This is a genomic window from Labrenzia sp. C1B70 (assembly GCF_000475395.1).
GTDB classification, from domain to species: domain Bacteria; phylum Pseudomonadota; class Alphaproteobacteria; order Rhizobiales; family Stappiaceae; genus Roseibium; species Roseibium algicola.
The window spans coordinates 146,052-161,621 of the sequence record NZ_AXCE01000009.1 but is presented as its reverse complement, the minus strand read 5'-3'; the positions used below and the strand labels follow the sequence as shown (position 1 = coordinate 161,621).

Below are 15,570 nucleotides of genomic sequence, written 5' to 3'. Positions count from 1 at the left end.
CAACATTTTATTTTTTCTCAACTCATCGACCTGGACGACAGGTGTAATCCAGCCAGCATTCCCCCGAGAATGGCGGCTTGTTTGACGGCTACAGGACATCTGCCGACCCTCCCGTGCTTGACAGCACCTTGCCGGGCGGCTTAGGTCCGCGCCAGAAATGTTAACGCCCGGAGACCATCTGCCTGATGACCCACGATCTCGCTTCCCTGTCCAAGATCATCGACGCCGCCTTCGAAGACCGTGCCGCCATCGACACCACGACCACCGGTGAAGTCCGGGACGCGGTCGAGGAAACTTTGAACCTGCTCGACCGTGGCAAGCTGCGCGTTGCGGAGAAGAAGGATGGCGACTGGGCGGTCAACCAGTGGGCCAAGAAGGCTGTTCTGCTGTCGTTCCGCCTGAACCCGATGGACATCATCAAGGGCGGCCCCGGCGACGCCACCTGGTGGGACAAGGTGCCGTCCAAGTTCGACGGCTGGCGCGGCATGGATTTTGAAAACGCCGGTTTCCGCGCCGTGCCGAACTGCATCGTTCGCCGCTCCGCCTTTATCGGCAAGGGCGTGGTCCTGATGCCGTCCTTCGTCAATCTCGGTGCTTTTGTTGACGAAGGCACAATGGTCGACACATGGGCGACCGTCGGCTCCTGCGCCCAGATCGGCAAGAACGTCCACCTGTCCGGCGGCGTCGGCATCGGCGGCGTTCTGGAACCGCTCCAGGCCGGTCCGGTGATCATCGAAGACAATTGCTTTATCGGCGCACGCTCCGAAGTGGTCGAAGGCTGCATCGTGCGTGAAGGTTCCGTGCTCGGCATGGGTGTCTTCATTGGCCAGTCCACCCGCATCGTCAACCGCATGACCGGCGAGATCACCTACGGCGAAGTACCGCCCTACTCCGTGGTTGTCGCAGGTTCCATGCCGACGTCCAGCGTGATGGGCAACGGCGAAGCCGCTCCGAACCTTTACTGCGCCGTAATCGTGAAGACGGTTGACGAAAAGACCCGCTCCAAGACCGGCATCAACGAACTTCTGCGCGACTGACGCAGACCAGGGAGCGCAACGAGCGCCTTGATATCTGGAAATCCGGAAAGCCCCGCCCTAACCCGGCGGGGTTTTTCATGCGCCCCACAAAAGCCCGACCACCTGGGAAATCACGAGCGTGAGCAACACATCCAGGACGACGACGCCGATGGTCAGGCTCACGGTTGTCTGAAGCGCGATGCGGGCGACCTGGTAGCGATACCAGATCACGACAAAGAGGCAGGTCAGCGACAACAAGACAACGATGCCAGGCGAGATAACGTCCAGAAGAAACAGGATGTAGGTAAAGAGATACGGCACCGACGCGAGCAGGCTTGTCCAGTTGCGTACGACAATGAAAGACACGTAGCGGTTTGAAATGCCTATCGGCGCTGCCAGCAACGCCAGCAACAACGGTAGTGCCAGCCAGTCGACGCCCATTCCCAGGAACTGGGCAAACCAGTAGCTACCGTTCGGAAAGGCATCGGGATGGTAGAGGTTCTCGGCGAAAAAGAGCCGCTTTTCCGCAAGGCAACTGACCACGTAAACCGGCACCAGCAGAAAGATGACGGAGAACGAACGCCAGAACCCCTGAATGGACTGGTCGAAAAACGCCATTCCTTCCGGACGGTTGCGCAGAAGCAACCAGGACCCGTCCAATGCCGCGCGAATTTCGACCTTGCTGATCAATTCCCGTCTGCTCCGGAAAAATAGCTGAAGAGGAATTTTTTGTAGATTGCTGCCAACCGGTCAAGGTCCTCAACCGCGACACATTCGTCCACCTTGTGCATCGTCTGGCCGACAAGGCCAAATTCCACGACAGGGCAGTAGTTCTTTATGAAGCGGGCGTCTGATGTTCCTCCGCCCGTTGAAAGCTCCGGAACCCGGCCGGTTTCCGCTTCCACAGCCTTGCTCAGGGCTTCGATCAGGACTTCGTCCCGCGTCAGGAAGGATTCGCTGGCATCGCGCTTGAACTCCAGCCCAAGCTCTAGATTTCCAAGGTCTACCGCTTCAAGCGTCTCGGTGATGTGGGCCTTGAGGCTCTCCAGCGTCCATTCGTCATTGTAGCGAATGTTGAAACGGGCTTCTGCCCGCGCCGGAATGACGTTGAAGGCCGGATTACCGACATCGGCGGAGACAATCTCCAGATTGGACGGCTGAAAGCGTTCGTTGCCCTTGTCCAGTTCCAGCGCATCAAGTGCGGCCAGAAGGCGAACCAGGCCCGGGATCGGGTTGTCAGCCAGATGCGGATAGGCGGCATGGCCCTGGACACCCCGGACCGTGATGGTGCCGGACAGCGATCCGCGCCGCCCGACCTTGATGGCATCGCCGAGCACATCCGGATTGGTCGGCTCGCCGACGATGCAGGCATCGAACACATGCCCTTGTTCCCTGGCCCACTGAAGCAGCTTGACGGTGCCGTTGACTGCCGGGCCTTCCTCGTCGCCGGTGATGAGAAAGGAAATCGTGCCGCCAAAATCCGGGCCTTTTTCGGCAACGTAATCAAGCGCTGCTGCTGCAAAGGCCGCGATGCCGCCTTTCATGTCGACTGCGCCCCGGCCAAACAGCATGCCGTTGTCAATGGTCCCCTCAAACGGGCCGTGCCGCCAGTCGCTCTCGGCACCGGCCGGAACCACATCCGTGTGGCCTGCAAAGACGAAATGCGGTGCACCGCTGCCGATGGAGGCAAACAGGTTCTCCACGTCCGGCGTGTCCTCGTCCTGGAACGTGACACGCGACACGACAAACCCGGCCTTGCCGAGCAACGCTTCCAGCGATGCCAGCGCGCCGCCTTCGGCAGGGGTCACGGACGGGCAACGGATCAGGTCCTGTGCGATTGCGACGGCGGAAGTGGGCATGAAACAGTCTCTTTGGTTAGTCGTATGCAAGGCTCACGCGCGTTCAGCGCTTGCGCCAGTAGCTATTTGGCATCGGGCCATGGCGGTTCGGCTGGCCCTGGCTCGGCACAACGCCAAGAAAGATCAGCATGATCACATTCAGAATCGGAACGAAGATCAAAAGTGCGAGGAACCCGCTCTGGCCGATGTCCTGCAGCCGCTTGACGACCAGTGCCAGTTCCACCCACTGCAGAACGAAGAACAGAACCGGAAACAGCGGATTCGTGCCGATGTAGTCGCCGGAAATCATGGATTCAGGCGTCGGCGTTTCAGCGGAGGAAAGCCACCATATCCGCAGCGCAATGCCGAATATGATCCAGCTGACAAGGAAACACAGCCAATAGGGTTCCCGGCCCATACGACCGATAGGGCTCAAAAGGGCCCAGATCGGCCCCGGGGCAGTATTCGCGCTCTGTGGGGGCGTTGTCATTCCATCCAGCTCAGGTTCGATTGATCTGGCAAGGAGGTAGACGCATACGCGGGCCGGATCAAGGTCTGTTACACAGTCGCACCGGCCTTAGCCAGTGCGTAATCATGCGAATTGTGCCAGTCGTATAGTTTGCACCCCTATTACCTTGGGTAATTTTAATGGATTTTGCACGTTCGGCGTGCCAATCCTAATTTTGAAGGTTCACTGCCGACGAGGGGGCTCGCTGATGACCGGTGCCTGGAAGACTAGACTAACTGCCTGTGCATTCTCAGTATTTCTGGCGTTCTTGTCCACTATGGCACTGCCGGCCAACGCACAGGACACCGGAAAAAACCTTCCGTCGCAACTTCAGCCCGAAGCCATGGAAAAGCTTGTCTCCGATCTCGATCCGGAACAGGTGAAGGCGCTGACCGACCTGATGACCCTGCTGCAGCAAGGTGCCGCAGCCAAGGGCGCGCAGACCCCGCCTCCGTCAGAAGAAGTCGAACTGATCGAGAAGGTACAGACCGCTGCCGATCAGTTCGGCGCGCTGATTGCGAACAATTTCAGAACCTTGCCGGAGCTCTTCAGCAGCCTTTTCTCCAGTATCGGCGCACTGTTTGCGGGAACGGTCGCAGGACCGGTGCATATCTTCATTGGTGCGATCGCCCTCATTCTGGCAGCCGGGTTTGCCGCCGAATTCCTGGTCAACCGGCTTTTCGCTTCCCGCCGGGAAAAGATCCAGAGCCATGCGCCCCACAGCCTCTTTGAAACTGTCAAACTGGTCTCCACACGTGCCGCGCTTGATCTTGGCGGGCTGATTGTTTTTGCAATCGTCGCCTTCGCTGTCGGCAAGATCGCGATTTTCGATCCTGTCGCCAGAGCCTTTGCCTTTCAGGCGGTATACTGGATCGTTTTCCTGCCACGCATCGTCGCAGCCCTGCTGCGTTTTGCCCTGGCGCCGCATCGTAGCGAGCTGCGCCTCGTCACCGCGGACGACACCACCGCCAAGTCGCTTTACCGCAGCTTCACGAGCCTCTTCGCCTTTGTTGGCGTCACGTTCTTCCTGCGTAACATCATGATCGAGGCCGGCGACGGGGATGTTGCCGAAACCTTCCGCTTCTTCATCGGCTTTGGCGTCAATCTCTGGATCGCCATGGTCATCTGGAACGCCCGTCATGGCCTGACGAGCATCATTCTGGGTGATGAGCACCAGCCAACCAGCGGCCTGGAACGCATGGCCCGGTTCTGGCCCTATTTCTCGATTGCCTTCATCGCCTTCAACTGGCTGCTGGTTCAGATAACAACCAGCATGGGCATCGAAGCGCTGACCGCGGGACGCTCTCTCGCCGTGATTGCGTTGGTCGTGTTCGCGCCGTTTCTCGACACGATGGTACGCGGCATCGTCTCCCACATCGTTCCGCCCATGCGCGGGGAAGGTCCGGTTGCGGAAGCTGCCCATATGCAGACCCGGCACAGCTACGTGCGCATTGCCCGCGTGGCCCTGCTTGCCTTCCTGGTGCTGATGGTCGGCAGGATCTATGGCCTCAATCTGCTCGCACTCGGCGCGGAAGACGGGTCTTCGGTCGCCCGGCATACGGTTATCTTCCTGCTTATTCTGGCCGCCGGTTACCTTGCCTGGGAAATCACCAATCTCTGGGTTGCCCACCAGCTCGCCAAGGATTCGCCGCCGCCTTCCAACGAAGATGAAGACGCGGAGATGGGCGGGGCCGGCAAGTCGCGCCTGGCAACGATCCTGCCGTTGATCCGCGTCGTCGTGCAGATCACGATCCTGACCCTGACCACACTGCTCGCCCTCAGCCAGCTGGGCATCAACATCACGCCGCTTCTGGCCGGTGCCGGTGTCGTTGGCCTGGCAGTCGGCTTCGGGGCGCAGACCCTGGTGCGCGACGTGGTCTCAGGCATCTTCTTCCTGATGGACGATGCCTTCCGTCTGGGTGAATTCATCGATGCGGGCGGTACACAGGGCACTATCGAGAAAATCTCGATCCGGTCCCTGCAGCTGCGCGGCACGCGTGGTGCCGTTCATATCGTCCCCTATGGCGAAATTCCGAAGCTCACCAACCTGTCCCGTGACTGGGTGATCATGAAGCTGAAGTTCACCGTTCCTTTCGACACGGATGTCGAGAAGGTTCGCAAGCTCTTCAAGCGGATCGGCCAGGAAATCATGGAGATGGAAGAGTTCAAGGACGACATTCTGGCCCCGTTCAAGGGACAGGGCGTTGCCGATGTCGACGACGTCGGCATCGTGGTGCGCGGCAAGTACACCACCAAACCCGGCAAGCAGTTCGGCATCCGCAAGGAAATCTACAAGCGCGTTCAACAAGCGTTCGAGGAGAACGGCATCCAGTTCGCGCGCAAGGAGGTGCGGGTCAACATTCCCGACACCGCGAAGCTGGACGACAAGCAAAAGGAAGCCGTCACAGCAGCTGCGGCTGCCGCAGCCGCCGACATGGACAAGAAGCCGGCGACCGAGTGAGGCCCTGCCTTGCATCGCCTGCAACAGACCGGCCTGCCGCTTTGCCTGTGAGAGCGGTGGGCACAGCGTTTTTTGCCCATCCTTCGAGACGCCGCTACCGCGGCTCCTCAAGATGAGGCGATACGGGGAAGAAAGGCTTCAGCAAACCGCAGCAGCATCCTGAAGAGGCCGCCAGGCCGTCTCGAAGGATGGGCCCAAAGCCCTGCTCCCCATTTTCACGACTGGATAACATGGCACGCAGGTCTGCCCGCGCTTCACGTCGGATTTAACCGGCGCATAAGCCCTTCTCCCGATTGAGCCGGACACCGTTCCGTGCCTAAGATTGCCTGTCCGCGGGAGGCGGGCGGGCAATATGCTTTTGGGAGGAAGCCGCCTGATGAGTGACAACACGTCAACCCCGCACGGTAGCGGGGCATCCGCAACAACTGGATTGCGGCCCATGCCAAAGGTCAACAAGATTACCGTCAACGACGTGATCGACGCGTTCGCTGCGGGTCTGGCCGATTTCCGCAGGGCACCGGTCTACGGCCTGGCGATCGGCGCGTTTTTCGCTCTTGGGGGCCTGTTTGTCGTCTTGAGTGCGGCCGCCCTCAACATGAGTTACCTGTCCTATCCGGCAGCGGCCGGTTTCGTCTTGATCGGGCCATTCGCTGCGGTTGGTCTCTACGAGGTCAGCCGGCGTCTTCAAAATGGTGAGGAGCTTTCCTGGTCACGCATCTTCGGCACCATGTGGGCCCAAAAGGGGCGGGAACTTTCCTGGATGGCCTTCGTGGTTCTGTTCATCCAGATCATGTGGATGTATCAGGTGCGCCTGCTGCTCGCGCTGTTCCTCGGCTTCCGGTCGTTTGCCTCGTTCGACGAGTTTCTGACCCAGGTCATCTCCACCCCGGAAGGTCTGATGTTCCTGGCTGTCGGTCACGTGGTGGGTGCAATCCTGTCACTGATCCTGTTCTCGCTGACCGTGGTGTCCTTCCCGTTGCTGATGGAGGAGGACCGGGACTTCATCACAGCCATGATCACCAGCGTGCGGGCCGTGTTCACATCGCCCGTCCCGATGATCGGCTGGGCCTTTGTCGTGACCGCGGTTCTGATCGTCTCGATGGCACCGGCGTTCCTGGGTCTGGTCGTGTCCCTGCCGATACTCGGTCATACGACCTGGCATCTCTACAAGAAATGCGTGGAGATACCTGAGGAGACGTTGTGACGGGCTAAAGAGTATCCTCTCACGCGTCGCCGTCTTCTTCGCCTTCTCCGGCAGCCAACACGGCTTTGCGGGACTGCCAGTCCTTCTTGAGTTCGATGTCCATTTCCGCCGAGCGGTAGTCGACACGGGTCAGGTAAAGCCCGTCTGCCGGCGCCACCGGGCCGCAGGCGTTCCGGTCGCGGGCTTGCAGGGCCCTGGTGACATCACCCGGCCCCCATTTGCCCTCACCGACCAGGCGCAGGGAGCCGACCATCGAGCGCACCTGATTGTGGAGGAAGGACCGTGACGCGCATTCGGCAATGAGAAACTCGCCCTCGCGGTAGACCCGGAATTCCTCCAGCGTCTTTTCCGGGCTTTTTGCCTGGCAGCGCGTGTGACGGAAGGTGGTGAAGTCATGATGACCGACGAATTCCTGCGCAGCCGCGTGCATGGCGTCCGCGTCGAGATGCACCTTCACATGCCAGGCAAGCCCAAGCTGGTGGGTGAGCGGCGGCAGGCGATTTTGAATGCGATAGCGGTAGGAGCGGCGGATCGCGGAAAAGCGCGCGTCGAAGCCTTCATGCATTTCCGCAGCATCCAGGATCACCACCGGATGGGGCTGGCAATGGAAATTCAGCGCCCCCATGACCGTTCTTGCGTCCCAGTCCTTCGAAAGATCCACATGGCAGACCTGCCCGGTGGCGTGGACACCGGTGTCTGTGCGACCGGCGCCGCCGATGGTCACCTCCTCACCGGAGAATGCCTTTACTGCACGTTCGATCACCGCCTGGACGGACGGCGCGTTCGCCTGGCGCTGCCAGCCGCTGAACGGCCTGCCGTCATATTCCACCGTCAGTTTGTAGCGGGGCATTACTCGAATTCTTCAAAGGGTGTGGCGAAGGCCACCTCGATTGGCAGGTCTCGCGATCCGGCTTCCGTCAGCGCAAGCGCCATGAAGGCATCGCCCGCATAAGGTCCCTGCACCTTGCGTGCCAGCACGGGATCGAAACCGAAGCGCGGATAATAGGACGGCGGGCCGAGTACCAGAACAAGGTCCTCTCCCAGATCCTTCAGGCTTTCCAGAGAGGCCTTGATCAGCGCCGAACCGATGCCCGTCTTCTGCAGGTCCGGCCAGACGGAAACAGGCGCAAGGCAGACAACCTGCATGCCCTGCCCCGGACCAATGGCAGCCGGGGTGACACGGCTGTAGGCGATATGTCCGACGATCCGGCCGCCGGCATCGACCGCGACCTGTTCCAGCACCAGAGCGCCGCAATGACGCAGCGTGTGCACGAGGCGGGCTTCCATGTCGGACGGAAAGGCAGCGGTGACCAGCTCCCTGACGGAAGCTTCATCGTCAGGTGTCACGTTTCTGATGGCAAGGCCGGCAGCTTCGGCAGCTTGGGTCATGTCGGTCTCCTCGAACCTCAGATTAGTCCAGAACCGTGCCGTCAGAAAGCGATGCTCCGCGCAGGAATTCCGCGCCGCTCATCGGCTTCTTGCCGGCCCGCTGAACCTGTTCCAGACGTACGGCACCCGCACCGCAGGAAATCACCGGCACATCCCCACCGGTCTGGACGGATCCCGGCGTGCCGGAGCCTTCGCCAAGCGTGCTGCGCAGAACCTTGACCCGTTCCATCTTGCCGCCGAGCGGCATTTCGCACCAGGCACCGGGAAAGGGTGACAGGCCGCGAATGTGATTGTGAACCTCCGCAGCCGGTTTCGACCAGTCGATCCGGGTTTCCTGCTTGGAGAGCTTGGCCGCGTAGGTGACACCGTCCTCGGCCTGGGTCTGGTCGCCAAGCGCCCCGCGCGACAAGGCCGCCAGCGCCCGAACCATCAGATCCCCGCCGAGCGAAGACAGCTTGTCGTGAAGGTCACCGGCCGTCATGTTCTCGCCGATGGCAACGGTTTCCGACATGCAGACGGGGCCGGTATCGAGCCCCTCTTCCATGCGCATCACCTGAACGGCTGTTTCTTTGTCACCGGCCATGATCGCCCTGTTGATGGGCGCCGCGCCGCGCCAGCGCGGCAACATGGAAGCATGAAGGTTGAGACAACCGTATTCCGGCGCTTCCAGGATCGGTTTCGGCAGGAGAAGGCCGTAGGCAACCACCACCGCGACATCTGCATTCAGGGCCGCAAAGGCCTCCTGCTCTTCTGCCCCTTTAAGGCTCTGCGGCGTGAACACCGGAATACCGAAAGATTCAGCGGCCTCGTGAACCGGCGATTTCTTCAGGTCCATGCCCCGTCCCGCAGGACGCGGCGGCTGCGAATAGCAGGCGACCACGTCGTGGCCCTGGCCGACGATTTCCATGAGGGTCGGCACCGAGAAATCCGGGGTGCCCATGAAGATGACGCGTAAGGACATAAGGCTCCTGAGGGGTTTTGAAGATCTGCGCCCTTATTGCGTCTCACGGCGGGTGTTGCAAGGGGGCAGCGTGCGTTGTTTGGCGCCCCTGCACCCAGTGCCACTCCTTCCCGGAAGTGCGAAATCGATCAGGCCAGCCGCGTGGTGTCAGCTCGCTTCAAGCCAGGCCCGGCAGCAGGACCTTTAGGCTTCCGACCATCATTTCCATCGCAATGGCTGCCAGGATCATCCCCATCAGGCGGCTCATGACGCTGGTTGCGGTCTGGCCGAGGAACTTCGACAGGAACGGGGCGGCGAAGAACGTGCCTACGAGAACGGCGATAGAGGCGGCGATGGCAGCGATATACGCAATTTCGTGGGAAAGATCCGTGACCTGGCCACGGTAGATAATCATGGTCGAGATCGTTCCCGGTCCGAGCAGGATCGGTACGGTCAGCGGATAGATTGCAGGATTGTCCTGTTCGGAATGATGTTCCTGTTCCTCGTCCGTCCCATGATGCGCCTTGCTCTTCTCACCTGAGATGAGGTTGAGCGCGATCAGGAGAATGAGGAAACCACCAGCAAGCCGAAACGCATCCAGGCTGATGCCGAATACCTTGAGAATGGTGTCGCCCGTGAGGCCGATGAATGCGGAGCCAAGGGCAAGGCCGACCAGCACCGTCAGGGCAACCTTGCGCTCAAACCCCGGCCCTTTGTCGGCGGTGAGCGACAAGAACACCGGCAGGTTTGCAATCGGGTTCATGATTGCAAAGAGCGCAGCGAAGAGTTTCAGGAACAGGACCTGATCCATTTATGCCGCCCCCCGGTTTCAGCCAGGCAGCAGCGGATCAGAGTTTTCCGGCCAGCTTTGCCTGCTTGGTGAATTTCTTGACAACGCGTTCGCGCTTCAGCTTCGACAGGTAGTCAATGAACAGCTTCCCGTTGAGATGGTCAAGCTCGTGCTGAATACAGGTTGCCAGAAGCCCGTCGGCCTTGATCTCCTGCTCGGCGCCTTCCCGGTTGAGAAACTGGACCGTTACTTCGGCAGGCCGCTCGACCTCCTCGTAGTAATCGGGGATCGACAGGCAACCTTCCTGATAGACGGACAGGTCCTCGCTCGACCAGACGATCTTCGGATTGATGAACACCATCGGCTCTTTCGGCGCGTCTTCCTTGGCGACGTCCAGCACGAAGATGCGTTGCAGCAGCCCGATCTGGCTGGCGGCAAGTCCGATACCGGGGGCATCGTACATGGTTTCCAGCATATCGTCGGCCAGTTTGCGGACGTCGTCGTCGACGGTCACGATAGGTGCACACACCTCGCGCAGGACCGGATCGGGAATGGTGATGATCGGGCGTATTGTCATGCGCCTGACATAAGAAATCGGAGCGCTCCGGTCAACGCGGAAATAGCGCGGCAGCCTCCCGTTTTCAACGCCTTCGACCGGACCGGCTACCTGGTAGAAGACCACAGCTCTCTCCTGCCGCGCGGATGGGCCTTCGCCCCGAATCGTTCTATGTTTGTTTCATGAATGAGATCCTGTTCGATTTGAGTGGCCGTCCGGTGACGGTTCTGGAAGCTGCCATCGCCGGCGGCCTGTTTCTTCTGGCGCTGATTGTCTGGCTGGTCCTGAAGACCATGCGGGAGATCCGTTTGCGTGCCGAATCGGACGCGGTGGCCGGCGAGCGTATTCACGAGCTGGAAAGCCATCTCTCGCAACTTCTGAAATCTCAGGGGGAAATGACCGGCCGCATGCAGACGATGGCGGAAGTGTTCGGCTCGCGGCAGTCCGACATGATGCGCGCCGTCAACGAGCGCCTGGACGGCATGGGCCACAAACTGAACCTTTCGATGGCCGATACCAGCAAGCGCACGCAGGACGGCCTCAGGCACCTGCACGAGCGGCTGGCGGTGATCGACCGGGCACAGCGCACGATTACCGATCTCTCCGGCCAGGTTGGCCAGTTGCAGGCTATCCTGTCCAACAAGCAGACCCGCGGCGCCTTCGGTCAGGGCCGGATGGAAGCGATTGTCCAGGACCAGATGGCGCCCAGCACCTATTCCTTCCAGGCAACGCTGTCGAACAACAGCCGCCCGGACTGCCTGATCCACATGCCGAACGGTGCGCCGCCACTGGCCATCGACGCCAAGTTTCCGCTGGAAGCCTTCAACCTGCTGCGCAATGCGGAAACCGACGACCAGCTGAAATATGCCCAGGCCCAGTTTCGCCGCGACTTCACCAAACACATTCAGGACATCGGCGAGAAATACCTTCTGCCCGGCGAGACGCAGGATACCGCGTTCCTGTTCGTCCCATCGGAAAGCGTGTTTGCAGAACTCAACGAGAGCTTCGAGGATCTGATCCAGAAGGCGCACCGCACCCGGGTGGTGATCGTCTCACCGTCGCTGCTGATGTTGTCGATCCAGGTAATCCAGTCTGTACTGCGCGATGCCAAGATGCGCGAGCAGGCCCATCTGATCCAGGCGGAAGTCGGCCACCTGGTTGCCGATGTCAGCCGGTTGAACGACCGCGTCGGCAAACTTCAGGCCCATTTCGCCCAGGCGAACAAGGATATCGACCAGATCCTGATTTCCTCCGACAAGATCTCCAAGCGCAGCCGCCGGATCGAGGATCTCGAGCTGGGAGAACTCGAAAGCGTGGCAAAGGACACTTCCAGTGCCGAACCCCAGCTGGCGATGACACCCAAGGGGTAACGCAGCAAATCTGTTGCTGCTGTTCTACCTCGGGTCTACAGTCCGGCCGGCTCGATCCGAGTCGATTTGGAGGCAGGTATGTCGTTCCGGAATTTCCTTTTTTCCAAGACACTTAACATCGCGATCACCGGCGTGGTGGTTGGGTGGCTCGCGTTCCCGCTGAGCCAGAATGCAGCGGCGGAAGAGTGCTCACAGTCCGTCGAAGCGGTCTGGCTGGACACCTATTCGGTTGAAGCCGATGCACAGGGCGAATGCGGGTCTGCGGAAGTCTCGCTCGCGGTCTTCAATCAGTCCGGTGGCATTGAATATCAGGCTACCTTTGATCAGAACGACCTGTTCGGTTTTTACGGCATCGAAACCCTCACCGACATGCAGGCAGCCCTGCTGGACTGGATCAGCGGCTATACCGATGTCGCGACATCCGCCAAGCTGCCGGTCTGGCCTGAAGGCGCCGAAGGCCCGCAGGCTGGCGAATTTCCGTTTTATGCAGAAGAAGGCGTGACACGGGAGATCTATGAGCGGGCCCGCCAGGAAGAGCGTCCCATGGTCTGCTTCATTCAGGGAACTGAAAGCCAGCTTTGCCTAGTCAAGAACCCGAAGTCCGGCGCACTCGAATCCATTGGCGTCCAGACGTTCCCCGGCTGAGAAATTCGCGTAGATTAGACAAACACAAGACCACAGCCGACAAGACCCCGGGCGAGCACTTGAATGCCCGGGGCACTGCTACCTCTTGTCCACTTACAACTCCGGCAGGCGCCGCGCCTTCGTGATCGCGCCCCATTCCGTTGCCGCGATGCGATCAATTGCCTTGTCCAGTGGCTCATAGGCGACGGTCATCGTGAAGCCGTTGGCGTGCAAAAGTCGGTTCTCCCCCGCGACGATGCCGACATGACCCTTCCAGAACAGCAGATCACCACGTTTCAATGCGGCCGGATCATCATGCGGAACGGCTTCGCCGGCTTCCGCTTCCTGCATGTCGCTGTCGCGCGGCAGGTCGTGTCCGCCTGTCTGCGCCGCAAGTTGCACCAACGCTGAGCAATCGAGACCCAGGCTCGAGCGTCCACCCCAGCGGTAGGGCGTGCCGATCAACTCTTCGGCGACAGCCACCCAGTCATCCTCAACGGCGTCCAGCGGCACAAGATGTTTGGCAACAACCGCCGAACCATCGCTGAGGAGCGCATAGGCCAGCCCACGCGTTTCAGTTTCACCGATGACCGTGACCAGCGAGCCAATGGACAGAAGCCCGAGTGGCGGAAACTTGAGGTCGGCAACCGGGTAACGGTAGGTCCGAAGGGCACGCACCCGGTGGGTTGCCGGCTTCACCGGCCCAAGGTCGTCGGAGGAGAACCAGCCGACGTAACCGTCCGTGTCGAGCTGTCCCCAGGCCCAGCCTTCCGGTGTCTGTTCGTAAACGGTCACCCACTCGCCGCTGAGGGCTTCGGTGTCGATCGGCCGGTCCGGGCGCGGTTCAGGCCGGATCGGCAGCTGGTCGGCAATGACCTGAAACACCTCGCCCTCGGCGAAACGGCTAGCGGCTGCCCGGCCTTCATAGTCGATGGCGGCAAGGTCGGCACGGACCGGATGGCGGCGGCGGTCGAAGGTCTCGGTCATGGTCGATAGTCGATCCCGAAATGGATTGGACTGTCAGCGCGGCAGTTCCCGGGCCTTTTCCACCACGAGATCGCCAAGCTGCTCCAGATAAAGCGCGCCTTCCACCGTGCGAGTGATGATCACATTGCGTTTGTCGGCTTCGTCGCGCTTGCGCGACAAAAGCCGCATACCGCCCAGAGTGTCAAGCGCCCGGGTGATGGCAGGTTTGGTGACATTCAACTTGGCAGCCAACCCGCGCACCGTATGCGGCGGTGGCTCCAGATAGACTGTCATCAGGATCGTCAACTGGCGCGCGGAAAGATCCTGTTCGCTATCGCGAACAAGCGCCAGATTGACCTCGTGCATCAGTTTCAGCGCCTGCGAGGCGCGCAATTCGACGGCCATGAGTTACAGGGTCCCATCCTTTTCCCCCATCCATCTCCATGACCATCGAAGCACGAAAACGTTTCGGAGCCGTTATTGTGCGCCCGCAAAACGCTCCGAGAGGACATCGAAAAGACCACGAATGCCCTGGGCTTCCCCACCCATCGGTTTTCCGGGCTTTTCCATCGGGGTCCAGCCGAAAATATCGAAGTGAACCCAGCTGCCGGTGTTCTCGACAAAGCGGGACAGGAACAGCGCCGCCGTGATCGACCCAGCGAATCCGGCACCGGATGTATTGATGTGATTGATATCGGCAACCTTGCTGTCGAGATATTTCAGATAGGGCTGCCACAGCGGCATGCGCCACAGCGGGTCGGCGGCAGCCTCGGCCATGACCGCGATGTCCTCGGCAAGTTCCTCGTCGTCCGTGTAGTAAGGCGGCAGATCCGGTCCCAGAGCAACGCGGGCAGCACCGGTGAGCGTTGCCATATCGATCAGGATTTCCGGGCTCTCCTCGTCTGCAAGCGCCAGGGCATCGGCTAGGATCAACCGGCCTTCGGCATCTGTGTTGCCGATTTCGACGGTCAGCCCCTTGCGGCTCGGCAGGATGTCTCCCGGCCGGAAGGCGTTTCCGGCAACAGCGTTTTCGACACAGGGAACGATGACCCGCAGGCGAACAGGAAGCTTTGACGCCATGATCATGGATGCAAGGCCCAGCACATTGGCCGCCCCACCCATGTCCTTTTTCATCAGCGCCATGGAGGAGCCCGGTTTCAGGTTGAGACCGCCGGTATCGAAGATGACGCCCTTGCCCACCAAAGTGACCTTGGGCGCGGCTTCGTCACCCCAGGTGAAGTCTGCCAGGCGCGGCGCCCGGCTGCTGGCCTTGCCGACTGCGTGCACCATCGGGAAGTTTTCTTCCAGAAGGTCTTCCCCGATGACGATACGCCCGGTGCCGCCATGCTGCTTGAACAGGGCGACAACGGCCTGGGACAGTTCCCCCGGTCCAAGATCGTTTGCGGGCGTATTGATGAGATCACGCGCCAGCTGAACCCCGTCGAGAATCGTTCCGAGTCGATCCAGGTCGACGGTCTCGTCAACGGCAAGACGGCGGGTCTTGCCTGCGTTTTTCAGGTAGCGGGTAAAGGAATAGGTGGAGAGGGCAAAGCCGAGCGCTGCCTGTTCGGGATCCGGAAACCCCTCGGCAAGATGGTAATCGCCTTCCGGCAGTCCCGCGACCAGGCCGCCTAGTGCCAGCGGATGCGACAGACCGCCATCCTCTACGCCGAACAGCACCGCGGCACCGTCTGCTCCCGGGACAAGCAGGGATGTTGCGGGCTTGCCTGCAAAATCGTTGACCTTGCACCAGTTCAACGCTGCTGATCCGATCCCGTCCAGAACTTTGGGCAGGCTTGCCTCGGTGACGGCGTGGATGGGCGTGGAGCTGGAAACATCGCTCTTGCGGACTAGGCTTTCGCGCACGGGAGGACCTCCGTTGGAGATTGGATTCGATCTTCAAGACCT

General features: G+C 60.5%; 16 protein-coding genes. 5 read left to right on the top strand and 11 right to left on the bottom strand.

Annotation, left to right across the window (positions count from 1 at the left end; translation table 11 throughout):
* Positions 1–182: 182 nt before the first annotated feature.
* Positions 183–1,037: a 2,3,4,5-tetrahydropyridine-2,6-dicarboxylate N-succinyltransferase gene (gene dapD / locus Q666_RS45860; RefSeq protein WP_088665171.1), complete on the top strand. Its 855-nt coding sequence runs from the start codon at positions 183–185 to the stop codon at positions 1,035–1,037.
* A 75-nt stretch (positions 1,038–1,112) separates the two neighbouring features.
* Here the strand turns inward: dapD and Q666_RS45855 are convergent, their stop codons facing one another.
* The 3 genes from Q666_RS45855 to Q666_RS45845 are packed head-to-tail and all read right to left on the bottom strand — an operon-like array spanning position 1,113 to position 3,344.
* A complete protein-coding gene (locus Q666_RS45855; protein ID WP_022999774.1) occupies positions 1,113–1,706 on the bottom strand; it encodes a hypothetical protein in 594 nt (197 codons plus the stop codon).
* Complete coding sequence (dapE, locus tag Q666_RS45850; RefSeq protein WP_022999773.1) at positions 1,703–2,875, bottom strand: succinyl-diaminopimelate desuccinylase; 1,173 nt, start codon at positions 2,873–2,875, stop codon at positions 1,703–1,705. Before dapE ends, Q666_RS45855 begins: the two co-directional genes overlap by 4 nt.
* Before the next feature lie 43 nt (positions 2,876–2,918).
* Positions 2,919–3,344 carry a DUF805 domain-containing protein gene (locus tag Q666_RS45845; protein ID WP_031268909.1) on the bottom strand — a complete coding sequence of 142 codons (426 nt, stop codon included), beginning with the start codon at positions 3,342–3,344 and terminating at the stop codon, positions 2,919–2,921.
* Between the two features lie 295 nt (positions 3,345–3,639).
* Here Q666_RS45845 and Q666_RS45840 point away from each other — a divergent pair, with 295 nt between their 5' ends.
* On the top strand, positions 3,640–5,823 hold the full coding sequence (locus Q666_RS45840; RefSeq protein ID WP_022999771.1) for a mechanosensitive ion channel family protein: 2,184 nt from the start codon (positions 3,640–3,642) through the stop codon (positions 5,821–5,823).
* A 376-nt stretch (positions 5,824–6,199) separates the two neighbouring features.
* Positions 6,200–7,027: a DUF2189 domain-containing protein gene (locus Q666_RS45835; RefSeq protein ID WP_031268907.1), complete on the top strand. Its 828-nt coding sequence runs from the start codon at positions 6,200–6,202 to the stop codon at positions 7,025–7,027.
* A gap of 19 nt (positions 7,028–7,046) precedes the next feature.
* Here Q666_RS45835 and truA read toward each other — a convergent pair whose 3' ends face one another.
* The 5 genes from truA to def form a co-directional block, all read right to left on the bottom strand.
* Positions 7,047–7,877, bottom strand: a complete 831-nt coding sequence (gene truA, locus Q666_RS45830; protein WP_022999769.1) for a tRNA pseudouridine(38-40) synthase TruA — start codon at positions 7,875–7,877, stop codon at positions 7,047–7,049.
* Positions 7,877–8,416: an N-acetyltransferase gene (locus Q666_RS45825; RefSeq protein ID WP_022999768.1), complete on the bottom strand. Its 540-nt coding sequence runs from the start codon at positions 8,414–8,416 to the stop codon at positions 7,877–7,879. Before Q666_RS45825 ends, truA begins: the two co-directional genes overlap by 1 nt.
* A gap of 22 nt (positions 8,417–8,438) precedes the next feature.
* Complete coding sequence (fmt, locus tag Q666_RS45820; protein ID WP_022999767.1) at positions 8,439–9,377, bottom strand: methionyl-tRNA formyltransferase; 939 nt, start codon at positions 9,375–9,377, stop codon at positions 8,439–8,441.
* Positions 9,378–9,534: 157 nt separating this feature from the next.
* Positions 9,535–10,167, bottom strand: coding sequence for an NAAT family transporter (locus Q666_RS45815; protein ID WP_022999766.1), 633 nt, complete (start codon positions 10,165–10,167; stop codon positions 9,535–9,537).
* A 37-nt stretch (positions 10,168–10,204) separates the two neighbouring features.
* Complete coding sequence (def, locus tag Q666_RS45810) at positions 10,205–10,723, bottom strand: peptide deformylase (RefSeq protein ID WP_031268905.1); 519 nt, start codon at positions 10,721–10,723, stop codon at positions 10,205–10,207.
* 161 nt (positions 10,724–10,884) lie between these two features.
* On the opposite strand from def, the gene rmuC reads away from it, so the two are divergent.
* Both rmuC and Q666_RS45800 read left to right on the top strand, forming a co-directional pair.
* Positions 10,885–12,072 (top strand): DNA recombination protein RmuC, encoded by a 1,188-nt coding sequence (rmuC, locus tag Q666_RS45805; RefSeq protein ID WP_035908085.1) that lies wholly within the window; start codon positions 10,885–10,887, stop codon positions 12,070–12,072.
* Positions 12,073–12,150: 78 nt separating this feature from the next.
* Positions 12,151–12,717 carry a hypothetical protein gene (locus Q666_RS45800; protein ID WP_022999763.1) on the top strand — a complete coding sequence of 189 codons (567 nt, stop codon included), beginning with the start codon at positions 12,151–12,153 and terminating at the stop codon, positions 12,715–12,717.
* 93 nt (positions 12,718–12,810) lie between these two features.
* Here the strand turns inward: Q666_RS45800 and Q666_RS45795 are convergent, their stop codons facing one another.
* The 3 genes from Q666_RS45795 to Q666_RS45785 all read right to left on the bottom strand — a co-directional run bounded on the left by Q666_RS45795 (position 12,811) and on the right by Q666_RS45785 (position 15,528).
* On the bottom strand, positions 12,811–13,683 hold the full coding sequence (locus tag Q666_RS45795) for an NlpC/P60 family protein (protein WP_022999762.1): 873 nt from the start codon (positions 13,681–13,683) through the stop codon (positions 12,811–12,813).
* Positions 13,684–13,716: 33 nt separating this feature from the next.
* Entirely contained in the window at positions 13,717–14,067 is a 351-nt protein-coding gene (locus Q666_RS45790; RefSeq protein WP_006934185.1) for a MarR family transcriptional regulator, read from the bottom strand.
* Between the two features lie 72 nt (positions 14,068–14,139).
* Positions 14,140–15,528, bottom strand: a complete 1,389-nt coding sequence (locus Q666_RS45785; protein WP_022999761.1) for a leucyl aminopeptidase family protein — start codon at positions 15,526–15,528, stop codon at positions 14,140–14,142.
* Positions 15,529–15,570: the final 42 nt, after the last annotated feature.